This is a genomic window from Streptomyces typhae (assembly GCF_009755605.1).
Classification (GTDB): Bacteria; Actinomycetota; Actinomycetes; order Streptomycetales; family Streptomycetaceae; genus Streptomyces; species Streptomyces typhae.
Genome location: NZ_WPNZ01000001.1, coordinates 524,311 through 548,930, shown reverse-complemented (window position 1 = coordinate 548,930; position 24,620 = coordinate 524,311). Strand labels below are relative to the sequence as shown.

Below are 24,620 nucleotides of genomic sequence, written 5' to 3'. Positions count from 1 at the left end.
CGTCCTACTCCCGCCCGCTCGTCCTGCGTGCCGCACGCTCGGCTGGCCGGTTCCGCTTGCCCGTCTCGCTCCCGCTCGCCCGTCCTGCTCCCGCCCGCCCGTCCTGTGTCGCGCTCGGCCGGCCGGGTCCGCTGGTCTGCGGGTTCCACCGGGTCCGGGGACCACTGGTGCTGCGGTCTTCACGGGACGGGACGGGGCGGAGCCGGTGGCCGGGGGCAGCCCGGTCCGCCCCGCTCGTGTCACGCGTCCAGTTCCTCCCGCATCGCCGCGCGCAGGCGCAACGTCGTGACCAGGCGCTGGAAGGCCTCCGACCAGTAGCCGCCCGCCCCGGGGGAGGCGTCCTCGCGTTCGTCGGGGACGGCTGTCAGGGCGTCCAGGCGTATCGCCTCCGCCGGGTCGAGGCAGCGTTCCGCCAGGCCCATCACGCCGCTGAAGCTCCAGGGGTAGCTGCCCGCGTCACGGGCGATGTTGAGGGCGTCCACCACCGCGCGCCCCAGCGTGGGCGCCCACGGCACCGCGCACACGCCGAGCAGTTGGAACGCCTCCGAGAGGCCGTGCGCGTCGATGAAACCCGCGACCCAGTCGGCCCGTTCCGTCGCGGGCAGCGTGGTGAGGAGCTTGGCGCGCTCCGCGAGGGACACCGCGCCGGGGCCCGCGGCGTCCGGTGACGACGGGACGCCGAGCAGTGCCCTCGCCCAGGTGGCGTCCCGCTGCCGGACGGCGGCGCGGCACCAGGCCGCGTGCAGTTCGCCCCGCCAGTCGTCGGTCACGGGAAGCGCCACGATCCCGGCGGGCGAACGGCCGCCGAGCCGGGCCTGCCAGACGGCCAGGGGCGCGGCCTCCACCAGCTGCCCCAGCCACCAGGAGCGTTCGCCCCGCCCCGCGGGCGGCTTCGGCGCCACGCCGTCCCGCTCCATGCCCGCGTCGCACTCGTGCGGTGCCTCGACGGTGAGCGCCGGTATGCGCGAGGTGCGGTCGAGGGCCACGCACGAGGCGGCACGGTCCGCCATACGGGCGGCGAGCGCGGAGCGCGGCAGGGTCGACAACAGCTCCGCCGCCGTAGCCCGGACGTTGCGGCTGCGGTCGCCGAGCGCCTGCTCAAGGAACGGCTCGTCGGCCTCGGAAAGGCCCGTGCGCAGCGAGTCGAGGAACATCAGCCGGTCTTCTGCCCGCTCCGTCGTCCAGGTGCTCATGAGCAACTCGCGGGCGGCTGCCGGGTCGTGGGCCCGGAGCGAAGCGAGCAGGGCGACGCGTTCGGCGAACAAGCCCTCCTGCCAGCGCCGTTCCCTCTCGGCCCGGTCGGCGTCCCGCAGTCCCGGCGCCGGGGCGCCGCCCTGGGCCGTGCGCAGCGCGAACTTCCAGTCCGGGTTGAGCCGGGCCAGCCACTGGGCGCGGGGACCCGCGAAGGCCAGGGCCTGCGGGCGCAGGTCGGTGCGTCCACGGGCCGCGTTCAGGAGGGCGGGCAGGAGTTCCGGTGGTGGTGCGTAGCCCCGGTCGTTGGCCAGGGCGAGCCACTGGGGGAGCAGTTCCATCAGGTCGGGCGAGGTGCCGCGGCGACCGCCGCCGGAGTGGGGATGGTCGGCGAGCAGGGCCGCGAGGCGGTGCCGGGCCGCCGCGGGAACCACGGGGCGGGTGTCGTCGGGCGCGGGAGCCGGACGCTCGGCGGCGGGAGCGGGGCGCAGGCCCGCCCGGCGCCGCACGGTCTGCACGGCGGCGGCGTCCAGGAGCGCCGCCGGGGCCTCCCGGCCGGGGGCCGTGACCGGCGGGGTGCGCCGGTCCGTGCCCAGGAGGGCCGCCGTGACCAACTCCTCCCAGGAGGTACGGGCGAGCCGCCCGGCTGCTTCCGCGGGGGCGGTGGACGAAGCCATCTCCCCTCCTTCCTCTTCCTCTGCTTTTCTCTTTCCTGCTTCTTCCGCTGCTTCATGCGCGTTGCGCTGCTTCATGCGCGCGTCGGTCCTGCCCGCGCCCCGGGGCCCGAGGTCACAGCCGCACCGTCTCCGCCCGGTCGTGCGCCCACGCCGCGAGGGGCGTGAAGCCGCGGTGGCCGCATTCGCCGAAGACCGTGAGCGGGGCGCCGCCGGAGAGGGCCACCAGGCGCCACAGGCCGGAGCGGGACGCGGCGGTCGGGGCGACGGGCAGGGCCAGGTCGCCGTCCGCGTCGGCCAGTTGCCAGTCCGTGCCGCGCGGGACGGGGACGACCCGGTCCAGGGCGACGGGCCACGAGTCGAGCCAGGGGTCGTCGCGCAGCGCGTCGCCGTACCGGGCGGCCGCCTCCGCGGGACGTGTCCCCCGCGGGTGGCCCGTGCTGGGCACGGGCGCCGTGAACTGCTCGCCGAGGTCCGCGCGGAGCTGCCGGGACCCGGGATCGGCGGCGTACGGGGACAGCTCGGCGTCCAGGGTGAGGCCGACCGGCAGGGACAGGGCGGGGGCCCGGCCGGCCGCGCCGTACGACAGGAGCAGGGCCGTGTGCCCGGACCGCTCGCCGTGCACCCATATGCGGCGCGTGGTCAGCTTGCTGTCCGCCGTGTCGTACTGCGCGAGGACCTGCCAGTTGTCGCGGAGCGGCGCGCCGTGTGCGGGAGCGGGCAGGCCCGCGCGGGAACGGACCGTCGCCGCCAGGGGCTCGGGCAGCGCGTCGCGGCGCAGCCAGCCCGACGTGAGCAGATGCAGCAGCGCGCACTCCTCCAGGAGACGGGCGGGCCAGCCTGGCCCCGAGGCCGGTATGGCGCCCAACTCCCGCACCCGGGCGGCGAAACCGGGGGCCTGGGCGTCCACCATGCGGGCCGCCGTCTCGTCCCACTGTCCGTACCCCGCCTGCTCGGCGGCCGCCATGCCGCCGCGCAGCAGGTCGGAGAGGCGCCGTTCGAGTTCCGTGGCGCCCGCCGTCACCCGCTCCGCCCTGCGCTCGGCACGTCTGCGGGCCGCTTCCGGGTCGGCGGGGGCCGCGGCGCCCCCCGTCTCAGCGGCCGAACTCCGCTTAGCCTCGGCCTTCTTGCTCCGCGCGTCCAGCCACTCCCGCGCCCAGTCGGGCGGCGCCGCCCCGTCCGGCACCGCCGCCCCGCCGCCTCCCGCACCGGGCTCCGCGGCCCAGAGCAGCAGCAGGCCGAGCGCGTGCTTGCACGGGAACTTGCGGCTCGGGCAACTGCACTTGTACGCCGGGCCCGCCGCGTCCGCCGTGGCGATCACCGTCTGATACGGCTTGCTGCCGCTGCCCTTGCACAGCCCCCACACCGCCCCCTCGCCCGAACTGCCCGTCTCCGACCACGGCCCGGCGACGCCGAGCTTGCTTCCCGCCTTTTGTGACGACGCGTCAGGTGCCAGTGCCAGCACCTGGTCCGCCGTCCAGCGAACCCCCTGCTGAGTCATGTTGCGAAGGTAGGCCCCGGCACTGACAATCCCCCGTGCACCAGCAATCTATGCAGGTCAGAGCCGTGTCAGGGGCGATTGTCAGTGGCGTGGTGCACGGTGGAACACATCACGGCCGAGCCCGTCGGAAAGGCGGCTCGGACTGTTGATCGTTGCTGCCGCATGCCCGCGTCGCGGCCCCGCCGTGACGCCGCCGCATGCATGAGCTGGAGGGGGATCACCATGTCTGTTTCCGTCGAGAACGCCGGATCTGCCGGATCTGCCGGCCCGGCCGCCGTGGCCGCGCAGGCCCCGGACGCTCCAGGGGGCACGGAAGCCGCGGAGGAGACCGCGCAGGCGCTCAGGCCGCACGCCGAGGACGCCTTCGCCGCCGAACTGGCCGCACTCGCCGCGCACGACGACCGGCCGCGCCCCGCCCGCTGGCTGCTCTCGCCCTGGGCCGTGGCGACATATCTGCTGGGCGGCACGCTGCCCGACGGCACCGTGATCACACCGAAGTACGTGGGGCCGCGCCGCATCGTCGAGGTCGCCGTCACCACGCTCGCCACCGACCGGGCCCTGCTCCTGCTCGGAGTGCCGGGCACCGCCAAGACCTGGGTGTCCGAGCACCTGGCCGCCGCGGTCAGCGGCGACTCGACGCTCCTGGTGCAGGGCACCGCGGGCACCCCCGAGGAGGCCATCCGGTACGGGTGGAACTACGCGCAGCTCCTCGCGCACGGCCCGAGCCGCGACGCGCTGGTGCCGAGTCCGGTGATGCGGGCCATGTCCGAGGGCATGACGGCACGCGTCGAGGAGCTCACCCGCATCCCGGCCGACGTACAGGACACGCTCATCACGATCCTGTCGGAGAAGACCCTGCCCATACCTGAGCTGGGCCAGGAGGTGCAGGCCGTCCGCGGCTTCAACCTCATCGCCACGGCCAACGACCGCGACCGCGGCGTCAACGACCTGTCCAGCGCCCTGCGCCGCCGCTTCAACACCGTCGTGCTGCCGCTGCCCGAGAGCGCCGACGCCGAGGTCGACATCGTCTCGCGCCGCGTCGACCAGATCGGACGCTCCCTGGACCTGCCCGCCGGACCCGAGGGGATCGACGAGATCCGCCGCGTCGTCACCGTGTTCCGCGAGCTGCGCGCGGGCGTCACCGCGGACGGCCGTACGAAGGTGAAGTCCCCCAGCGGGACGCTGTCGACGGCCGAGGCGATCTCCGTGGTCACCAACGGCCTGGCCCTGGCGGCGCACTTCGGGGACGGCGTGCTGCGCCCCGGCGACGTCGCCGCGGGCATCCTCGGAGCGGTCGTGCGGGATCCAGCGGCGGACCGTGTGATCTGGCAGGAGTATCTGGAGGCGGTCGTGCGCGAGCGCGACGGGTGGAAGGACTTCTACCGGGCGTGCCGCGAGGTGAGCGCATGACGGCGGCCACGCGGGGGACCGCGGGAGCCGGTTCCCGGACGGAAGGGCCGCTGCTGCTCGGTGTGCGGCACCACGGGCCGGGATCCGCGCGGGCGGTGCGCGCGGCGCTCGACGCGGCGCAGCCGCGGGTGCTCCTCGTCGAAGGGCCGCCGGAGGCGGACGGCCTGGTGGAGCTCGCCGCCGAGGACGGGATGAGGCCGCCGGTCGCGCTGCTCGCCCACGTCGTGGACGAGCCGGGCCGCTCGGCGTTCTGGCCGCTCGCCGAGTTCTCGCCGGAGTGGGTGGCGATCCGGTGGGCAGTGCGGCGCGGGGTGCCGGTGCGCTTCATGGACCTGCCGGCCGCACACACGCTGGCGCTGGGCCGCGAGGAGCCGGGGGACGGGACCGAAGCCGCGCCGGGGGCACCGGGGCTGGCGGGGGCACCGGAGTCGGCGGAGGCGGCGGAGGGGAGTGTGCGGATCGATCCGCTGGGGGCGCTCGCCGAGGCCGCCGGGTACGACGACCCGGAGCGCTGGTGGGAGGACGTCGTCGAACACCGCGCGGGCGGCGACGACGCGTACGCCCCGTTCGAGGCGCTCGGTGACGCCATGGGGGCGCTGCGCGAGACGTACGGCAGCGGCGGGCACGACCGGGACCTGCTGCGTGAGGCGTACATGCGGCTCCAGGTGCGGGCGGCGCAGCGGGAGTTCGGGGCGGCGGACGTCGCCGTGGTGTGCGGGGCCTGGCACGTCCCCGCGCTGCGGCAGAAGACCTCCGTCAGCGCCGACCGGGCGCTGCTGAAGGGGCTGCCGAAGGTCAAGGTCGACATGACGTGGGTGCCGTGGACGCACCGCCGCCTCTCGCGGCACAGCGGCTACGGGGCGGGTATCGACTCGCCCGGCTGGTACGGCCATCTGTTCGGGGCGCCCGACCGGCCCGTCGAGCGCTGGCTGACGAAGGTCGCCCGGCTGCTCAGGGAGGAGGACCGGATCGTGTCGTCCGCGCATGTCATCGAGGCGGTGCGGCTCGCCGACACGCTCGCCGTGATGCGCGGGCGGCCGCTGCCCGGACTCACCGAGACGATGGACGCGGTGCGGGCCGTGCTGTGCGAGGGCTCGGACGTGCCGCTCGCCCTGGTGCACGACCGGCTCGTCGTCGGGGACGTGCTCGGCGAGGTGCCGGAGTCCGCGCCCGCCGTGCCGCTCCAGCGCGATCTCACCCGGGCCCAGCGCAGGCTCCGCCTCAAGCCGGAGGCGCTGGAGCGGGAGGTCGAGCTCGACCTGCGCAAGGACACGGACGCGGCCCGCAGCCGGCTGCTGCACCGGTTGCGGCTGCTCGGGGTGGCCTGGGGGGAGCCGGTCGCGTCGCGCGGGAGCACGGGCACGTTCCGGGAGACCTGGCGGCTGCGGTGGGAGCCCGAGCTCTCGGTGCGGGTCGCCGAGGCCGGGGTGTGGGGCACGACGGTCCTCGGCGCCGCCACCGCCAAGGCGGCGGCCGACGCGGCGGAGGCGCCCGCGCTCGCCGATGTCACCGCGCTGGCCGAGCGGTGCCTGCTCGCCGAGCTGCCCGAGGCGCTGCCGGTGGTGATGCGGGTGCTCGCCGACCGCGCCGCGCTCGACGCCGACGTCGGCCATCTGGCGCAGGCACTGCCCGCGCTGGTGCGGTCGATGCGGTACGGGGACGTGCGGGGGACGGACACCGGGGCGCTGGGGGAGGTGGCGCGCGGGCTCGCCGAGCGGGTGTTCGTCGGGCTGCCGCCGGCGTGTGCGGGGCTCGACGCGGACGCCGCGGCGGCCATGCGGGGCCATATCGACGCGGTGCATGTGGCGGTGGGCCTGCTGGGCGACCTCAGTGTCCGGGGCGAGGGGGACGGACCGGGGGGCGCGGACCCCGACGACGGGGACACGGGGTGGGGCGGCCGGTCGCGGTGGGCGCGGGTGCTGCGGGGGCTCGTCGAGGGGGAGCGGGTCGCCGGGGCGGTCCGAGGCCGGTGCGCCCGCCTCCTGATGGACGACGGGAGCCTGGAGGAGGGGGAGGCCGCGCGGTTCATGAGGCTCGCCCTGTCGCCCGGGACCGAACCGGCCGAGGCCGCCGCGTGGATCGAGGGGTTCGTCGGGGGCGGCGCCGGGGGCGGGATGCTGCTGGTGCACGACGAACGCCTCCTCGGGCTCGTCGACCAGTGGCTGACGCGGGTGTCGGGGGACGCCTTCGTCGACGTACTCCCGCTCCTGCGGCGCACGTTCGCGGCGTATGAGCCGGGCGTGCGCCGCACCTTGGGCGAGCTGGTGCGCAGAGGCCCGGGTCGGCCCGGCGCGGCGCCATCGGCCTCGGGCACGCCTGGTTTCGCGGCAGACCTCGACCGCGACCGCGCGGACGCGGTGCTGCCGATGCTCGGCCTGCTTCTCGGCCTCGGTGACCACCTGGCCGACGGACCCGCCGAGAAGAGCGGCGCGGGTGGGGCCGGGCCGACCGGCCGGGGGGCGGCCGGGCAGGACGGCGCCGTGGACGGCGGGGCCGGGCGGAACGGGAACTGGCTGGTGGGGGCGGCGTGAGGGCGAGCAGGGAGGTGGCGGTGAACGGGGTTGCGGGCGTGAGTGGGGCTTCCGGGAGGCGTGGGGCCGCAGAGGTGAGGAGGGCTGCGGACGTGGGCAGGGCGACCGGGGCGAGTGCCGCGGTGCACGTCAACGCTCCGGCGGGCGTGCGTGGGGCGACGATCGTGCGTGCTGCGGCTGACGGGAGCGCTCCGGCGGACCGGCGCGAGGTGGCCGACACCGGTGGGTCGGCCGGTGTCCATGGGTCGGCCGGTGTCCATGGGTCGGCCGGTGTCCGTGGGGAGGCCGGTGTCCGTGGGGAGGCCGGTGTCCGTGGGGAGGCCGGTGTCCGTGGGGAGGCCGGTGTCCGTGGGGAGGCCGGTGTCCGTGGGGAGGCCGGTGTCCGTGGGGAGGCCCGTGTCCGTGGGGTGACCCGTGCCCGTGGGGTGGCCGACATCAGGGCGGACAGTGTCAGCAGGGCGGACAGTGTCAGCAGGGCGGGCAGTGTCAGCAGGGCGGGCAGTGCCAGCAGGGCGGACAGTGCCAGCAGGGCGGACAGTGCCAGCAGGGCGGACAGTGCCAGCAGGGCGGACAGTGCCAGCAGGGCGGACAGTGTGAGCGGGGCGGGCAGTGTGGGCAGCGGTGTGGACAGTGTCAGCGGGGCGGGCAGTGTGAGCAGCGGGGTGGACAGTGACAGCGGGGCGGGCAGTGTGGGCGGCGGGGTGGACGGAGGCCGTGGGGGTGGCGATGAGCGGATGCGGCGGTGGCGGTTGGTCCTCGGTGGGGACGCGGCGGACAGTACGGGGTGTGCGCTGAGCGGGCGGGACGTGGCGATGGACGGGGCGCTCGCGTCGCTGTACGGGGGAGACGGAGAAGGGAAGAAGGACCGCGGGCGGGGGCGGTCGGCGGGGCTCGGGGCCTCGGCGCCGTCGGTCGCGCGATGGCTCGGGGACATCCGGACGTACTTCCCGACGTCCGTGGTCCAGGTCATGCAGCGCGACGCCATCGACCGCCTCGGGCTCTCCGCGCTGCTCCTGGAGCCGGAGATGCTGGCGGCCGTCGAGGCGGACGTCCACCTCGTCGGCACTCTGCTCTCCCTCAACAAGGCGATGCCCGAGACGACGAAGGAGACCGCGCGGGCCGTCGTGCGCAAGGTGGTCGAGGACCTGGAGAAGCGGCTGGCGTCCCGCACCCGCGCCACACTCACCGGCGCGCTCGACCGCAGCGCACGCGTCAGCAGGCCGCGCCACCGCGACATCGACTGGAACCGCACCATCGCGGCCAACCTCAAGAACTACCTGCCCGAGTACCGGACAGTGGTCCCCGAGCGGCTCATCGGGTACGGCAGGGCGGCGCAGTCCGTGAAGAAGGACGTCATCCTCTGCATCGACCAGTCAGGGTCGATGGCGGCGTCCGTCGTGTACGCGTCCGTCTTCGGCGCGGTGCTCGCCTCGATGCGCTCCATCAGCACCCGGCTCGTCGTGTTCGACACGAACATCGTGGACCTGACGGACCAGATCGACGACCCCGTGGACGTCCTGTTCGGTACGCAGCTCGGCGGCGGCACCGACATCAACAGGGCACTCGCCTACTGCCAGGCGCAGATCAGCCGCCCCGCGGACACCGTCGTCGTGCTGATCTCCGACCTCTACGAAGGCGGCATACGGAACGAGATGCTGAAGCGGGCCGCGGCGATGAAGGCGTCGGGCGTGCAGTTCGTGACGCTGCTCGCGCTGTCCGACGAGGGGACACCCGCGTACGACCGCGAGCACGCCGCGGCGCTCTCCGCCCTGGACGCGCCGGCCTTCGCCTGTACGCCGGACCTGTTCCCCGAGGTGATGGCGGCGGCGATCGAGCGGCGGCCCCTGCCCATACCGGACACGCCCGCGCAGCGGTGACCCGTGCAGCGGTGACCCGTGCAGCGGTGACCCGTACAGCGGTGACCCGTACAGCGGTGACCCGCGCAGCGGTGACCCGTGCAGCGGTGACGTGAGCAAAGACGAGCAAACGGGCGGGCCCGCGCACTCCCCGGAGACCGGTCCGCCGTCCTCTCCGGAGAACGGGCCCGCGGCCCTCCCCGGAAACGGGCCCGCCCACGCGTCCGGGACCCCCGGCGCACCCGCTCGCCGACCCCGTGCCCACGATCTGTGACCGTCATCACCGCGCAAATGTGACCTGCGATTTAGGGACGCACGGCCCACGGCGATAACCTGCGAGACGGACATGCCGCGTACCGGACTTCCGTCTACGCCTCCCTAGTGACAGCGCAGTCACGTTGCCCTTCGCGGCACGCCCACGCAGAGCACGCAGAGACTGAAGCCGCTGCACTAGCGACAGCGGCGCGAGATCACTGAAAAGGGACGGACGCGCGTGGACCTGTTCGAGTACCAGGCGAGGGACCTCTTCGCCAAGCACGGTGTACCGGTGCTGGCCGGTGAAGTCATCGACACGCCTGAGGCGGCGCGCGCGGCGACTGATCGCCTTGGCGGCAAGTCGGTAGTGAAGGCGCAGGTGAAGGTCGGTGGCCGCGGCAAGGCCGGCGGCGTGAAGCTGGCGGCGACGCCGGACGAGGCCGTCGCCCGCGCGACGGACATCCTCGGGATGGACATCAAGGGCCACACGGTCCACAAGGTGATGATCGCCGAGCTGTCCCCGGAGATCGAGGCGGAGTACTACGTCTCGTATCTCCTCGACCGCACCAACCGCACCTTCCTGGCCATGGCCTCGGTGCAGGGCGGCATGGACATCGAGGAGGTCGCCGAGAAGACCCCCGAGGCGCTCGCCAAGGTCCCGGTCGACTCCAACGAGGGCGTCACCATCGAGAAGGCCCGCGAGATCGTCGCGCAGGCGAAGTTCCCGGCCGAGGTCGCCGAGAAGGTCGCCGAGGTCATGGTGACCCTGTGGGACACCTTCGTCGCCGAGGACGCGCTCCTCGTCGAGGTGAACCCGCTGGTCAAGACCAAGGACGGCAAGATCCTGGCCCTGGACGGCAAGGTGTCCCTGGACGCCAACGCCGACTTCCGCCAGCCGGAGCACGAGGCGCTCGAGGACAAGGACGCAGCCAACCCGCTCGAGGCTGCCGCCAAGGCCAAGAACCTCAACTACGTCAAGCTCGACGGCGAGGTCGGCATCATCGGCAACGGCGCGGGGCTCGTCATGAGCACCCTGGACGTCGTCGCGTACGCCGGTGAGGCGCACGGCAGCGTGAAGCCCGCCAACTTCCTCGACATCGGTGGCGGCGCCTCCGCCGAGGTCATGGCGAACGGCCTGGAGATCATCCTCGGCGACCCGGACGTGAAGTCCGTCTTCGTCAACGTCTTCGGCGGCATCACTGCCTGCGACGAGGTCGCCAACGGCATCGTGCAGGCCCTGGAGCTCCTCAAGACCAAGGGCGAGGACGTCACCAAGCCGCTGGTCGTGCGCCTCGACGGCAACAACGCGGAGCTGGGTCGCAAGATCCTGTCCGACGCGAACCACCCGCTGGTGCAGCGTGTGGACACCATGGACGGCGCGGCCGACAAGGCCGCCGAGCTCGCCGCGGCTGCGAAGTAAGGGATAGAGGGACTCAGACCACCATGGCTATCTTCCTCAACAAGGACTCCAAGGTCATCGTCCAGGGCATGACCGGTGCCACGGGCATGAAGCACACCAAGCTCATGCTCGGTGACGGCACCAACATCGTCGGTGGCGTGAACCCCCGCAAGGCGGGCACGTCCGTCGACATCGACGGCAACGACATCCCGGTCTTCGGCACGGTCGCCGAGGCGATGGAGAAGACGGGCGCCAACGTCTCCGTCCTCTTCGTGCCGCCTGCCTTCGCCAAGGCCGCCGTCGTCGAGGCCATCGACGCCGAGATCCCGCTCGCGGTCGTCATCACCGAGGGCATCGCCGTCCACGACTCCGCCGCCTTCTGGGCGTACGCGAAGTCGAAGGGCAACAAGACCCGCATCATCGGCCCGAACTGTCCCGGTCTGATCACGCCGGGCCAGTCGAACGCCGGCATCATCCCGGGCGACATCACGAAGCCGGGCCGTATCGGCCTGGTCTCGAAGTCCGGCACGCTGACGTACCAGATGATGTACGAGCTGCGCGACATCGGCTTCTCCTCGGCCGTCGGCATCGGTGGCGACCCGGTCATCGGTACGACGCACATCGACGCGCTCGCCGCGTTCGAGGCCGACCCCGACACCGACCTGATCGTGATGATCGGTGAGATCGGTGGCGACGCGGAGGAGCGTGCCGCGGACTTCATCAAGGAGAACGTGACGAAGCCCGTCGTCGGCTACGTCGCGGGCTTCACCGCGCCCGAGGGCAAGACGATGGGCCACGCCGGTGCCATCGTCTCCGGTTCCTCCGGTACGGCTGCCGCGAAGAAGGAGGCCCTTGAGGCCGCCGGTGTGAAGGTCGGCAAGACGCCGACCGAGACGGCGAAGCTGGCCCGCGCCATTCTTGCCGGCTAGGACCGGCACTTCCGGGTTGCTGAACGCGGGCCCGTATCCCTGCTGCGTGGGGTACGGGCCCGCGTTCGTGTTGCCCCCGGGGGCGGTGGGGCTGATGCTCACTGGCGGGTTGCCCGGGGTCGGGGTGCTGCGCCCACCCGTGCCGCCCTGCGGCACGATTGCCCGCAGCAGGCGAGTTTCGGCTAGCGGGGCAGTGGGGTCAGTCTCGCTGGGGTGTTGCCGGGCTCCTTGCGGAGTTTCTGGCGCAGGGACTCCTCGTCGTACGAGAGGGGGCCGGGACCCATGCGCGGGGGCACGCCGCTGATGGCCCTGCCGGGGGACTGGGGCGGCTCGTAGTGGTTGGGGGCGGTGCGCACCGTGAGGGCCGTGGCGCCGATGATCAGGGCGGTGAAGGCGATCGCCGCCCGGGTCCAGACCCGGGCCCGCCGCTCGCTTCCGATCCGCACCCGGGCGGGTCGCGGCAGCCGCAGCCGCTCGGTACGGCCGAGGGCGTCGAGGCTCCGGTGCAGTTCGTCGGGGCGGCCCGCCGTCGCGGGCAGCTGTTCGGCGACGGCATCCCGCGCGTTCATGAGGCGGTGCGCGGCGGCGGGCGTGCTCGCCTCCGTCTCCGCCGCCGTCTCCGGCAGGTCGAGGCCGACGCCGTCGTACAGGAGCAGCGTGCGGCGCTGAGCGGGGGACAGGCTGAGGAGTACGCGGAGCAGGGCGCGGTCCGCCTCCTCGGCGGGCGGTACGTCGGGATGGCGGTAGGCGGGGCGGAACCGGTGCCAGGGGGACAGCGCGTACTCGTGGGCGACCGCCCGTACCCAGCCCGCCGGGTCCCGGTCCACCGCCACCTCGGGCCACCGCTGCCAGGCCTGCTGGAAGGCACGCTCGACGGACTCCTCGGCCAGGGCGCGCCGCCCGGTCAGGGCGTACGCCTGCCGTACGAGAGCGGGAGCCGTGCCCGCGCAGAGCGCGTCGAAGGCATCCTCGGGACCTCGGGGGGCACCCCTAGAGGCCGCCGTGCCGCGGACGCCGCTCCCCGTGTCGCGGGCGTCGGCATCCGTCGCGTGGACGCCGTCCTCGGTGTCGCGGGCCTCGGTATCCGTCGCGCGGACGTCGTCCCCCGGGTCGCGGGCCTCGTCCCCCGTCGCATGGGTGGCGTCCCCCGCCTCACGGGGCTCGTCCCCCGCCTCACGGGGCTCGTCCCCCGCCTCACGGGGCTTGTCCCCCGCCGCGCGGGCGGCGTCTCCGGTGTCCGGGAGCGTCTGCCGGGCACCGCTCCCGTCCGGCCCGTTCCCCGTCCCGGGGGCTCCGGGAACGCCAGGGCCCGGGACCCCCGAGGCCCGCTCCGCCGCGATGTCCGCGAGAAAGCGCGCGTACGCGACCCGGCGCCGCCCGCTGGGCTGGGTGCGGCCCGTCTCCCAGCCGCGGACGGTGGCGCGGGAGACCCCCAGTTCCGCGGCGACCTGGGCCTGGCTCAGGGACTTCGCCTCGCGCAGTCTGCGGCGCTCCTTGGGGGCCGGCAGCGAGGGGGCGTTCCCGGGCCCGGACGAGGCCGGGCGCTTGGGGGCCGCGGGGCTCTGGGACATGGCTAGCCGATCCGCCCTTCGATCCGCCCTTCGAAAAAGTACATAAACGTATATTCAGCGACACATCCGGTATTCGCCCGTTACACGAAGAATGCGCGTGTCGTTGGCAGCATGACCATGTGACCCATACGACCGACTCCGGCTCTCTGACGCTCTACCGGAAGCAGACGGCACCGGGCCTCGGCACCTGCGTGATCGGCGGTGCGATCGCCGCGGGGCTCGGACTCGGCGTGTTCGCGGTCCTGGTGATGGGGCTGTGGATCAGCTCGCCGTACCCGGACAGCGGACCCGACGGCGCGCTGCACGTGGCGGCGACGCTGTGGCTCCTCGCGCACGGTACGGAACTCGTCCGCACCGAGACGCTGTCCGGTGTGCCCGCACCGGTGGGCATCACCCCGCTGCTGCTGCTCGCGCTGCCCGCCTGGCTGGTGCACCGTGCGGCGCGGGACGCGGCCGACCCCGAGGAACGGGCCCTCGGCGTGCGCACCGCTTGGACGGGAGTGGTGCTCGGCTATGTCCTGGTGGGGACGGCGGCCACGGTGTACGCGGCGGGCGGCGGCCTCCGCCCCTCCTGGCTGAGCGCGGCGGCACACGTGCCGCTCCTCGCCGTGGCGGCGGCAGGGTTCGGCGTGTGGACGGCACAGGGCCGACCGCACGGACCGCTGCCGGGCGCACTGCGGCGCGCGGCGGACGCGCTGCCGGTGCCCGGTGTGCTGCGCCGCTTCTTCGACCCCGAAGGCACGCTCGCCATGGGGCGGGCGGCGAGCGCGGGCGCGGCGGCCCTCGTCGCCGGGGGAGCGCTGCTCGTGGCGCTGTCGGTGGTGCTGCACGGGGGCCCGGTGCGGGAGTCGTTCCTCGATGTCACCACGGTGTGGTCGGGACGGTTCGCGGTGCTCCTGCTCGCGCTCGCGCTGGTGCCGAACGCGGCGGTGTGGGGCGCCGCGTACGGGCTCGGGCCGGGCTTCGTCCTCGGGACGGGGACGGTGGTGTCGCCGCTCGGCGCCTCGGCGGCACCGCTGCTGCCGCCGTTCCCGCTGCTCGCGGCGGTCCCCGAGGAGGGGCCCGGTTCGCCGCTCACCTGGGCGGTGGGGGTGGTGCCCGTCCTCGCGGGGTGGACGCTCGGATGGTTCCTGGCGCGGGCGGCGACAGCCGGGGGTTCGTCCTGGCCGGTGGGGCGTACGGCACTCGGCGCCACCTTCGCGGCGGTGCTGTGCGGGGTCCTGAGCGCGGTGCTCGCCGGCCTTGCCGGGGGGCCGATGGGGGTGTGGTTGCTCGCCGATTTCGGGCCGGTGTGGTGGCTCACGGGTGCGGTGGCGACGGGGTGGACGCTGTTGGCTGGGGTGCCGGTGGCACTGGTGGTGCGCTGGTGGCGTACGCGGTCACGGATCCGGGCGGAGGCGGCGCGGCTGGAGGCGGCGGTGGCGCAGGCGCTTCGGGTGGCGGCTCCGACTCCGCCGCCCGCTCCGGCTCCGGCTCCGGCTTCGGCTTCGGCCCCGGTGGCCGGGGGAGCGGCGGCTTCCGGAGCGGCGAACCCCGAGACCGCCGGGCGCAGACACCGGCTGCGCCTCTGGGGGCGACGGCTGATCCGCTCCGGGGCGACACCCCGCTCCGGGGCGGAACTCCGGTCCGGGGCGGAACCCCGGCCCCTGCTGAACCCCCGGTCCGAGGCGCAGCCCCGATCCCTGCTGAACCCCCGCTCCTGGGCGAAACCCCGCTCCGAGGCCCGCCCCCGCCCCTGGGCGAGACTTCGCCTCCGGGCCCGCCCGCGCCCGGAACCCAGGACCCGCACCCGGTCACTCGCCGGGACCTGGTCCTCGGCCCGCCCCGGGACCTGGTCCTGGGCCCGCCCCGGTTCCTGGTCCTGGCCCCGGCTACGACGATGGCGGCACCAAGAGCCCGTCGCGCCCATCGTCGACGCGAAACGGGAGCCGGACACACGCCCCGAGCCCGACGCACCCCCCGACGCATGACCCGAACGACGCCCGGCCCGACCGGCGCACAACCCGACGCGGTTTCAGAAACACCGGTTCCTCGTGTACGATCATGGACGTAACTTCGGTGCACAGCACGGAAGTACACACATCACGCGTCTGTGGTCCAAGGAAAGACGCCCATCATCCGATGGGAAATGTAGGTGCAAGGCCTGCCGGGCGCTCCAAGAACGAAGGTCCCCTCACTCACCGGTGAGGGGACCTTCGTCGTTGTACGCGAACACCGTGCACCGACACCCGCCCCGCCCCGCCCCGAGAGGAGCGAGGGGCGGGACGGAACGCGGCGCGCGGGCGTCAGTCGCGGTCGGTGAGGAGCGGCCGCAGCTCCTTGGGCAGCAGGTCCTCGCAGGACTGCTGGGACGCGTTGGTCAGGGCGTCGTCACGGCACGTGTAGTAGTCCCGGTAGATGAGCTGCGCGGCGAACGTCGCGAGCACCATGACCAGCGCGAGCGAGGCCGTCACGAGTCCGCTGATCGCCGCCGTCGTCTGCGGCCGCGAGCCGCTCCCGGACTTCTTCGGGGCACCGGAGGGCGCGGAGCCGCCAGGGCCACCGGGACCGTCGGAGCCACCGGCCCCGGAAGCCCCCGCCCCCGCGGACGCCGCCGGGACGGAGGCCGGAGTCGTCGGGTCCGGCGTCCGCGGCTTGGCCCGCAGCGCGCTGATCGCCCAGTGGAGACCGAGCGCGCCGAGCAGCAGCGCCACGTACCGCCAGCCGAAGAGCGCGAAGAAGAACGCCCACATGCCGGAGAGCAGGGCGTAGCGCGCGCGGCGCTGGGCCGGGTCGGTCGGGTCCCAGCGGAGCCCGCCGCCCGATCCGCCGGAGCCGCCGGAGTTGTCGGGCCCCTGTGCCTGGCCGCGCGGCCGGTCGCCGAAGCCGCCGTCCGAGGACCGTCCGGGCTGCTGGTCGCTCCACTGGCTGCCCCAGGGCGAGTCGCCGCGGCCGCCGGAGCCGTCCTGGCCGCCGTCGCCTTCGGACCCCTGCCCGCCGGTGGGCCGCCGCGGCTGCCAGGGCTGCTCGGGCGTGCCCTCGGGCGGCGGCGCGAAGGGATTGTCCTCGGACGGGCTCCCGGAACCCCCGGAACCCCCGGAGCCCCCGGAACCTCCAGGCCTCCCAGAACCCCCAGAACCCCCGGAGTCACCCGACCCATCGGCCCCCCGAGGCGGCGAAGAGGGCCGCCCGCCGTCCCGCAGCAGTGTCGTCCCGTCCCGCCCGGCGCGTGTCGGGGCGCCCGCGCCGGGTGCGCGGGACGGGCCGGCCGCGGCAGGCGCGAGCGTCGGTGGGAGGCGGAGGCTGCGGTCCGGCATCAGGTGTGCGTCTTCCCCTTGGTAGAGCTCGGCCTAGGTGGAGCTCGGCTTGGTGGAACCCGCCGGCTCGGCGGAGCCGGCAACTCGGCGGTGGAGCTTGGCAACCGGCTGTTCGGGCGGCTGCCCCCACAGACGCTACCTTCCGGCCGCGCCCCCGTCCCGTGAGGGGCGGTCCGGTGTGCCGGTATCGTTGCTGACGGTCGGCCGCTTCGTAGAGTTCCCCGTATCGGGGAGTGCGAAGCCTTCGTATGACCGTACAAAGAGAACTCCCGAGAAAGGGCCCCGCCGTGGCCAAGGCCAAGCGCCTCGTCGTGCTGGTCTCCGGATCAGGTACGAATCTGCAGGCCCTGCTCGACGCCGTCGCGGAGCACGGGGCGGCCGCGTACGGCGCCGAGGTCGTGGCCGTCGGCGCCGACCGCACCGGCATCGTGGGCCTGGAGCGCGCCGAGCGCGCGGGCCTGCCGACGTTCGTGTGCCGGGTGCGGGACCACGCGACCCGCGAGGAGTGGGACCGCGCGCTCGCCGACGCCACCGCGGCGTACGAGCCCGACCTGGTGATCTCCGCCGGGTTCATGAAGATCGTCGGCAAGGAGTTCCTGGCCAGGTTCGGCGGGCGCACGGTGAACACGCACCCGGCGCTGCTGCCCAGTTTTCCGGGGGCCCACGGCGTGCGCGACGCACTCGCGTACGGCGCGAAGGTCACCGGCTGCACCGTCCACTTCGTCGACGACGGCGTCGACACCGGCCCGATCATCGCGCAGGGCGTGGTGGAGATCAGGGCCGAGGACGACGAGAGCGCGCTGCACGAGCGCATCAAGGAAGTCGAGCGAGCACTGCTCGTCGAAGTCGTCGGGCGTCTGGCCCGGGACGGCTTCTCGATCGAGGGACGAAAGGTAGTTATCCCGTGACCGCCGAAGGTACGGCCACCGCCGGAAGTACGGCCACCGCCGAAGGTACGCAGCGCCCCGTCAAGCGCGCGCTCATCAGCGTCTACGACAAGACCGGGCTCGAGGATCTCGCGCGCGGCCTGCACGAGGCCGGTGTGGAGCTGGTGTCGACCGGCTCCACCGCCGGGCGGATCGCCGCCGCGGGCGTGCCGGTCACCAAGGTCGAGGAGCTGACCGGCTTCCCCGAGTGCCTGGACGGCCGCGTCAAGACGCTGCACCCACGCGTGCACGCCGGCATCCTCGCCGACCTGCGCCTGGAGGACCACCGGCGGCAGCTCTCCGAGCTGGGCGTGGAGCCGTTCCAGCTCGTCGTCGTGAACCTCTACCCGTTCAAGGAGACCGTCGCCTCCGGTGCGACGCCCGACGAGTGCGTGGAGCAGATCGACATCGGCGGCCCCTCGATGGTCCGCGCCGCCGCGAAGAACCACCCGTCCGTGGCGGTCGTCACCAGTCCCGCCCGGTACGGCGCCGTGCTCGCCGCGGTCCGCGACGGCGGCTTCGACCTGACGGCGCGCAAGCGGCTCGCGGGCGAGGCGTTCCAGCACACGGCCGCGTACGACGTGGCGGTGGCGTCCTGGTTCGCGGAGGACTACGCCGCCGACGCCGCGTCCGACAGCGGCTCCGCCGCGGGCGGCTTCCCCGAGTTCATCGGCTCGACCCACACCCGCAAGAACGTGCTGCGCTACGGCGAGAACCCGCACCAGGGCGCCGCGCTCTACACGGACGGCCACGGCGGCCTCGCCGAGGCCGAGCAGCTGCACGGCAAGGAGATGTCGTACAACAACTTCACCGACACGGACGCCGCGCGCCGTGCCGCGTACGACCACGACGACCCGTGCGTGGCGATCATCAAGCACGCCAACCCGTGCGGCATCGCCATCGGCGGCAACGTCGCCGAGGCGCACCGCAAGGCGCACGCCTGTGACCCGCTGTCCGCGTTCGGCGGCGTCATCGCCGTGAACAGGCCGGTCACCAAGGAGATGGCGGAGCAGGTCGCCGACGTCTTCACCGAGGTGATCGTCGCGCCCGACTACGAGGACGGCGCGCTCGAAGCCCTCACCAAGAAGAAGAACATCCGCGTCCTGCGCGTCCCGCAGGCGCCCGCCGCCCCCGTCGAGGTCAAGCCCGTCGACGGCGGTGTGCTGCTCCAGGTCACCGACCGGCTCCAGGCCGACGGCGACAACCCGGCCAACTGGACCCTCGCCACCGGCGACGCCCTCTCCCCGGGCGAACTCGCCGAGCTGTCCTTCGCCTGGCGCGCCTGCCGTGCCGTGAAGTCCAACGCGATCCTGCTGGCCAAGGACGGGGCGTCCGTCGGCGTCGGCATGGGCCAGGTCAACCGCGTCGACTCCGCGAAGCTCGCCGTCGAGCGGGCCGGTGCGGAGCGGGCCCACGGGGCCTTCGCCGCCTCCGACGCGTTCTTCCCCTTCCCCGACGGCCTGGAGGTCCTCACCGCCGCGGGCGTCAAGGCCGTCGTCCAGCCCGGCGGTTCGGTCCGCGACGAACTCGTCGTCGAGGCCGCCAAGAAGGCGGGCGTGACGATGTACTTCACGGGGACGCGGCACTTCTTCCACTGAGCCGCACCACGCCGGGACGTAAAGCGGGCGCCGCACCCCCGAGGGTGCGGCGCCCGCTTCACGTACGGCGGAAGGTCAGTTGTTGGACCGCTGCACGACCATCGTCTTGGCGACCGTGTCGTGCCAGCCCTGCTGCTTGCCCGACTTGTCCCAGAAGGGGGACAGATAGACGAGGAGCTGACCGATCCCGCAGGCGATCGAGCCCACCATCGGGATGATCCAGCGGAGGAACGAGGGGCCGATGCCCGGCTTCTGTCCGTTCTCCTCGTTCACGACGCGGATGCCGACGGCCAGCTTGCCGAGCGTGCCGCCCGCGAGGCTCGTCATCAGCCACTCGTAGAGCAGGCTGATGACGGCGAAGGTGCCGAGCACGGCGCCGAACTGCGCCGCGAAGTCGGACCCCGCGTCGTTCATGCACGCGTCGTACCCCGCGGTGCCCGGCTCGCAGTCGCTCGCCTTGTCGAAGGCGCTGATCGCGCCGCCGAGGATGAGGAAGGTGAAGATCACGCTGAACACCACGCCGTCGATGACGCGCGCGCCGAAGCGGCGGCCCATGGAGGCCACCGTCGGGCCGGGGCCGCCCGGGTAGCCGTAGCCGCCGGGCTGCTGCGGATAGGCGCCGTAGGGCTGGGCGCCCTGCTGCGGGTACGGGGCGTAACCCTGCCCCGGGTAGCCGCCCTGCTGGGGCGGTACGCCCTGGGGGGCCTGCTGCGGATAGCCGTAGCCGGGGCCGTAGCCCGGCTGGTCGGGCTGCTGGGGCGGCGGCCCGTAGGGGTTGCTCATGGCGGGGTTCCTCCGTCGTGGAGCGTGCGGGGACGACGCGGCACGCGCGGAGGAGAAACGTTCACGGATGCGTCGGTCCCCCCGACACCGGCCGCGGTACTGCGGCTCATATCGTTCTTCAGCGCTGCCGTGTTTGTCCAGCCACGTCCCCGTCTGTTGTGCGAGTGCAATCATCACGGGCGCGCGGCCCCCGGGCGGGTGCCCCCGGATTGGTACGCGGGCGGGCTCATCCGCGAGGATGGGGGGCATGACCGCCCAGATTCTCGATGGCAAGGCCACCGCAGCAGCGATCAAGTCCGAACTGACCGCCCGCGTGGCGGCTCTGAAGGAGAAGGGCGTGACGCCCGGCCTCGGTACCGTCCTGGTCGGAGACGACCCCGGCAGCCAGAAGTACGTCGCGGGCAAGCACCGCGACTGCGCGCAGGTGGGCATCGCCTCCATCCAGCGCGAACTGCCCGCCACGGCCTCGCAGGAGGAGATCGAGGCCGTGGTGCGGGAGCTGAACGACGACCCGGCCTGCACCGGCTACATCGTGCAACTGCCGCTGCCCAAGGGCATCGACGAGAACCGCATCCTGGAACTCATGGATCCGGCCAAGGACGCGGACGGCCTGCACCCGACCAACCTGGGCCGCCTGGTCCTGAACGAGCCGGCGCCGCTGCCCTGCACCCCGTACGGCATCATCCGGCTGCTGCGCCGGCACGACGTCGAGATCAAGGGCGCGGAGGTCGTGGTCGTGGGGCGCGGGGTGACCATCGGACGGCCGATGCCGCTCCTCCTCACCCGCAGGTCGGAGAACGCGACGGTCACGCAGTGCCACACCGGCACCCGTGACCTCTCCTCCCATCTGCGGCGCGCCGACATCATCGTGGCGGCGGCCGGCGTACCGCACCTCATCAAGCCCGAGGACGTGAAGCCGGGGGCCGCGGTGCTCGACGTCGGCGTCTCCCGGGACGACAGCGGGAAGATCGTCGGCGATGTGCACCCGGGCGTCGCCGAGGTCGCCGGGTGGATCTCGCCCAACCCCGGCGGCGTGGGCCCGATGACACGCGCCCAGCTCCTGGTCAACGTCGTCGAGGCCGCGGAACGCCGCGCGGGCTGAGCAAGGGAAGGGCTAGCCCATGAACGCAGGGCCGAGGGGCAGTTCCCGGGCCGCGGACCCGGACGCCGGTACGGGCCCGGGGACGGCCGCGGCCCCGGGGACAGCAGCGGGTCCGGGGACGGACGCAGGCCTGGGCGCGGACGCACCCGGCGAAGCAGGCCCGCCCGAGGGCGCGGACGCGGGCGCGGAGCCGGGCGTGGACAGGGCCGAGGGCGCGGCCGAGGGTGCCGCTCCCGCGGCGGGTACCGGCCGTGTGGATGTGCCCGAGGGTGCCGCTCCCGCGGCGGGTACCGGCCGTGTGGATGTGCCCGAGGGTGCCGCTCCCGCGGCGGGTACCGGCCGCGCCGACGCGGCCGAGGGCGTCACCCCCGCGGCAGACACCGGCGGTGACCCCGACGACGGCGGTCAGCCCACCGCCAAGGGCGCCGTCAGCGCTCCCGGGCCGGACGGCGAACCCGTCAAGGTGTCGCGGCGGTTCCCGCTGTTCACCCGGGACACCGCGCGGCCCGAGGGCGGCGGACGGGCGGCGTCCGGGGACGCGCCCGCGCCGGCGCGCCAGTGGCCGCTCCTGTGCGTCGTGTCCCTGGTGGGGCTCGGCCTGCTCCTGACCGCCTTCGACGTGTTCCGCGTCGGCACGATACTGATCGGGCTCGCCCTGCTCGCGGGCGCCGTGATGCGCTGGTGGCTGCCGGGCGTCGGCATGCTGGCGGTGCGCTCGCGGTTCACCGACATGGTGACGTACGGCAGCATCGGCCTGGTCATCGTGCTGCTCGCGCTGATGGCGCAGCCGAACCCCTGGCTGCGGATCCCGTTCCTCGACGACGCGCTGCACTTCACGATCAGCAGCTAGCCGGACGCCCCGTACGGCACATCCCGTACGGCAGGCGCCGGACGGCACACACCAACGGCCCGTACTCGCCAGGAGAGTACGGGCCGTTGGCCGTGGGGGCAGGGGGTGGTGCCTACGGCCGCGGGCCCGTTCCTTCGTGCGCCCCCGCACGAAGCCGCGTACCTCAGTGGTCCAAGTGTCCCGGGGTTGTGGGGCGCAGGCCTGGTCCCCCGTGCAAACCCCCGTTTGCGGCCCGCGCCCCCTTCCCCCGACGCGCCGTGTTCTTCAGGCGGCGCGGGTGGTGGTGCTGAGGCAAGAACCTACGCGGCGCCGGTGCGTCCCGTCGTCCTGTGCCGGGTTGACGTTCGTCTACCACCTTCGGAGTAGACAGGGGCCGTCTACAACTTCCGCGGTACGGCGACCGGTGGACGTGTCTCCTCCCGCACGCGGGCTACGCTGCGGCGATGCGCCTCCCCCCGTTCGCCGTCGACGTGCTGCTCGCCATCGGGCAAGCGGTTCTGGTCGTGATGCTGGGGCCGGAGGCCCACGTCGTGGGCTGGTCGACGCTGGACGGCCGCGGCTATCTGCTGGCGCTCCTGGTGATCGTGCCGACCATGTTCCGGTGGAAGGCGCCCCTCCTGGTCTGCCTGCTCACCTACGCGCTGTGGACCCTGTACGTGGCCGTCGGCTACTGGCCGGTGGTGACGTCCTTCGGACCCATGCTGTGTCTCTACACGGTGGCCCTCCAGAAGTCCACGAAGGTGACCGGCCTGTGTGCCGGACTGCTCGCCGCCATCTGGGTCTACGGCGGGCTCGTGAGCGAGGACAACGTCTCCATGCCGTCGCCGCTGACCGTGGCCTCGCAGGCCATCGGCATCAACGCCCTGGTGTGGCGGATGGGATACCTGGCCCGGCGCTCCGCGGAACTCGCCCGCAAGACCCACGCCGAACAGCACGAGAGGGCCCGGCGCGCGGTCGCGCAGGAACGCGGCCGGATAGCCAGGGAGCTGCACGACGTCGTCGCCCACCACATGTCGGTGATCTCCGTCCAGGCGGGGCTCGCCAAGTTCGTCTTCGACTCCGACGCCCGGACCGCGCGCACCGCGCTCGGCACCATCTCCGGCACCAGCACCGAGGCCCTTGAGGAGATGCGCCGCATGCTGCGGGTGCTGCGGGCGCAGGAGGACGACGGGGTGGTGCCGGACGCGCCGATGCCGGGGCTCGCCCGCATCGAGGACATGACGGACCGGGTCAGGGCGGGCGGTGTGCCCGTGGAGTTCCGCGTCACCGGGACGCCGCGGCCGATCGCGCCCGGCGTCGAGCTGTGCGCGTACCGCGTGGTGCAGGAAGCCCTCACCAACGTCCTCAAGCATGCCCGCCACGCCAGCGCGACCGTGGAACTCCATTACCACCGCGACCGCATCGAGGTGTCGGTCACCGACGATGGGGAGGGGGTGATTCCGGACAGAGTGAGGAGTGATGGTGGACATGGGTTGATCGGTATGCGTGAACGAGCGAAGCTCTATGGCGGAACGATCAGCATCGGGCCGCGCAGCGCGGGAGGGTTCGCCGTCAGGCTGACCCTGCCCACGTCGGCACGGGCCGCACCGCCGGGAGACGATGTCACCGAATGACCCCAAGCCACACCAAGGTGCTCGTCGTGGACGACCAGTTCCTCATCCGCGCCGGGCTCGTCGGTGTGCTGCGGGCGGCGCCCGGGATCGAGGTCGTCGGCGAGGCCGGTGACGGCGCGGAAGCCGTGGAACTCGCCGCGGCCACACACCCCGACGTGATCCTGATGGACATCCGCATGCCCGGCATGAACGGCATCACCGCCACCGAGCGCATCCTCGCCGCGGCCCCCGAGCCGCTGCCGCGCGTCCTCGTCCTCACCACCTTCGACCTCGACGAGTACGTGTACGGGGCGCTTCGCGCGGGCGCGGCCGGCTTCCTCCTCAAGGACTCGGGGCCGGAACGGCTCCTTGCCGCGGTGGCCGCGGTGGCCAGCGGCGACGCCCTGTTCGCACCGAGCGTCACCCGGCGCCTGGTGGAGGCCTTCGCGGTGCGCTCCGGCGGCGCCCCCGCCCCGGCGGGCGCGCCGCCCGCCGACCTCGCCGCGCTCACCGGACGCGAGTTGGAGGTCCTGAAGCTGATCGCGCAGGGCCTCTCCAACGGGGAGATAGCGGACCGCCTGTACATCAGCGAGGCGACCGTGAAGACGCACCTCAACCGCACCATGAACAAGCTGGACCTGGACACCAGGGCCCAGGCCGTGGTGATCGCCTACGAGACGGGTCTCGTGATCCCGGGCGGATCGAATCTCTGAAACGCAGCTCCGATAACGCAGCTCCGAGATGTGGAGCCGCACAGGGACAACGCCCGTCCTCTCCCCCGTGGGAGGACGGGCGTCGTCGTTCTGCGGGGCGAGCCCCCGTGCTCGCCGTGGCTCAAGCGTCATGGACGCGCCATCGGGGCTACAAGTCAGGACTGCCCCCTGTGGCACGGAAGTGACCATTCCGCAACGGTGTTCCGGGGCCGCTACGGATGAGGAACGACCTGGTCGAACGGCATATCCAGGAAGATCATCCGAGGACCGTGAAGAGCGGCTCGGGTTCCGCGTTGTGCGGCGTGGCGACGGTGGGACACTGGGCCGTGGGACCACGGGGCGCGCAGCAGGGCACACGATGCCCCCATCGCGCCGACGCGCTCCCGTTCCGGGAACTGACGTCCCGGCTTCGCGCATCCCTCTGGGTAGTTCACGCGCGGGGG

Annotated in this window: 17 protein-coding genes; 12 read left to right on the top strand and 5 right to left on the bottom strand. The window is 73.6% G+C overall.

Annotated features, from left to right (window positions below):
* Positions 1 to 239 precede the first annotated feature (239 nt).
* Together GPA10_RS02350 and GPA10_RS02345 are read right to left on the bottom strand one after the other, a co-directional pair.
* On the bottom strand, positions 240 to 1,868 hold the full coding sequence (locus tag GPA10_RS02350; protein WP_058848183.1) for a DUF5691 domain-containing protein: 1,629 nt from the start codon (positions 1,866 to 1,868) through the stop codon (positions 240 to 242).
* Between the two features lie 112 nt (positions 1,869 to 1,980).
* Positions 1,981 to 3,366 (bottom strand): SWIM zinc finger family protein, encoded by a 1,386-nt coding sequence (locus GPA10_RS02345; protein ID WP_157163974.1) that lies wholly within the window; start codon positions 3,364 to 3,366, stop codon positions 1,981 to 1,983.
* Positions 3,367 to 3,588: 222 nt separating this feature from the next.
* Here GPA10_RS02345 and GPA10_RS02340 point away from each other — a divergent pair, with 222 nt between their 5' ends.
* The 5 genes from GPA10_RS02340 (at position 3,589) to sucD (ending at position 11,746) form a co-directional block, all read left to right on the top strand.
* Positions 3,589 to 4,776, top strand: coding sequence for an ATP-binding protein (locus GPA10_RS02340; RefSeq protein ID WP_241845009.1), 1,188 nt, complete (start codon positions 3,589 to 3,591; stop codon positions 4,774 to 4,776).
* Complete coding sequence (locus GPA10_RS02335; protein ID WP_157163972.1) at positions 4,773 to 7,307, top strand: DUF5682 family protein; 2,535 nt, start codon at positions 4,773 to 4,775, stop codon at positions 7,305 to 7,307. Before GPA10_RS02340 ends, GPA10_RS02335 begins: the two co-directional genes overlap by 4 nt.
* Before the next feature lie 734 nt (positions 7,308 to 8,041).
* A complete protein-coding gene (locus GPA10_RS42050; RefSeq protein WP_157164205.1) occupies positions 8,042 to 9,184 on the top strand; it encodes a VWA domain-containing protein in 1,143 nt (380 codons plus the stop codon).
* Between the two features lie 472 nt (positions 9,185 to 9,656).
* Positions 9,657 to 10,838 (top strand): ADP-forming succinate--CoA ligase subunit beta, encoded by a 1,182-nt coding sequence (gene sucC, locus GPA10_RS02325; protein ID WP_058848187.1) that lies wholly within the window; start codon positions 9,657 to 9,659, stop codon positions 10,836 to 10,838.
* A 23-nt stretch (positions 10,839 to 10,861) separates the two neighbouring features.
* Positions 10,862 to 11,746 (top strand): succinate--CoA ligase subunit alpha, encoded by an 885-nt coding sequence (sucD, locus tag GPA10_RS02320; protein WP_058848188.1) that lies wholly within the window; start codon positions 10,862 to 10,864, stop codon positions 11,744 to 11,746.
* 182 nt (positions 11,747 to 11,928) lie between these two features.
* Here sucD and GPA10_RS02315 read toward each other — a convergent pair whose 3' ends face one another.
* Positions 11,929 to 13,317 (bottom strand): helix-turn-helix domain-containing protein, encoded by a 1,389-nt coding sequence (locus tag GPA10_RS02315; RefSeq protein WP_157163971.1) that lies wholly within the window; start codon positions 13,315 to 13,317, stop codon positions 11,929 to 11,931.
* A gap of 119 nt (positions 13,318 to 13,436) precedes the next feature.
* On the opposite strand from GPA10_RS02315, the gene GPA10_RS02310 reads away from it, so the two are divergent.
* On the top strand, positions 13,437 to 15,287 hold the full coding sequence (locus GPA10_RS02310; RefSeq protein ID WP_198351483.1) for a cell division protein PerM: 1,851 nt from the start codon (positions 13,437 to 13,439) through the stop codon (positions 15,285 to 15,287).
* A 315-nt stretch (positions 15,288 to 15,602) separates the two neighbouring features.
* Here the strand turns inward: GPA10_RS02310 and GPA10_RS02305 are convergent, their stop codons facing one another.
* Positions 15,603 to 16,613, bottom strand: a complete 1,011-nt coding sequence (locus tag GPA10_RS02305; RefSeq protein WP_157163970.1) for a hypothetical protein — start codon at positions 16,611 to 16,613, stop codon at positions 15,603 to 15,605.
* A gap of 248 nt (positions 16,614 to 16,861) precedes the next feature.
* Here GPA10_RS02305 and purN point away from each other — a divergent pair, with 248 nt between their 5' ends.
* Together purN and purH are read left to right on the top strand one after the other, a co-directional pair.
* Positions 16,862 to 17,521, top strand: coding sequence for a phosphoribosylglycinamide formyltransferase (gene purN / locus GPA10_RS02300; RefSeq protein ID WP_058848191.1), 660 nt, complete (start codon positions 16,862 to 16,864; stop codon positions 17,519 to 17,521).
* Positions 17,518 to 19,137, top strand: a complete 1,620-nt coding sequence (gene purH, locus GPA10_RS02295) for a bifunctional phosphoribosylaminoimidazolecarboxamide formyltransferase/IMP cyclohydrolase (RefSeq protein WP_343040209.1) — start codon at positions 17,518 to 17,520, stop codon at positions 19,135 to 19,137. The genes purN and purH overlap by 4 nt, the downstream gene beginning before the upstream one ends.
* Positions 19,138 to 19,212: 75 nt before the next feature.
* Here purH and GPA10_RS02290 read toward each other — a convergent pair whose 3' ends face one another.
* The gene (locus GPA10_RS02290) at positions 19,213 to 19,920 is read right to left on the bottom strand and encodes an RDD family protein (protein WP_157163969.1); all 708 of its coding nucleotides are present in this window, start codon (positions 19,918 to 19,920) and stop codon (positions 19,213 to 19,215) included.
* A gap of 247 nt (positions 19,921 to 20,167) precedes the next feature.
* On the opposite strand from GPA10_RS02290, the gene GPA10_RS02285 reads away from it, so the two are divergent.
* From GPA10_RS02285 to GPA10_RS02270, 4 genes are all read left to right on the top strand, one after another.
* Positions 20,168 to 21,022 (top strand): bifunctional methylenetetrahydrofolate dehydrogenase/methenyltetrahydrofolate cyclohydrolase, encoded by an 855-nt coding sequence (locus tag GPA10_RS02285; RefSeq protein WP_157163968.1) that lies wholly within the window; start codon positions 20,168 to 20,170, stop codon positions 21,020 to 21,022.
* Between the two features lie 253 nt (positions 21,023 to 21,275).
* Entirely contained in the window at positions 21,276 to 21,872 is a 597-nt protein-coding gene (locus tag GPA10_RS42155; RefSeq protein ID WP_425505660.1) for a DUF3017 domain-containing protein, read from the top strand.
* A 443-nt stretch (positions 21,873 to 22,315) separates the two neighbouring features.
* Positions 22,316 to 23,485, top strand: a complete 1,170-nt coding sequence (locus tag GPA10_RS02275; protein WP_058848195.1) for a sensor histidine kinase — start codon at positions 22,316 to 22,318, stop codon at positions 23,483 to 23,485.
* Positions 23,482 to 24,177 (top strand): response regulator, encoded by a 696-nt coding sequence (locus GPA10_RS02270; RefSeq protein WP_107450243.1) that lies wholly within the window; start codon positions 23,482 to 23,484, stop codon positions 24,175 to 24,177. The genes GPA10_RS02275 and GPA10_RS02270 overlap by 4 nt, the downstream gene beginning before the upstream one ends.
* The last annotated feature ends 443 nt before the right edge of the window (positions 24,178 to 24,620 follow it).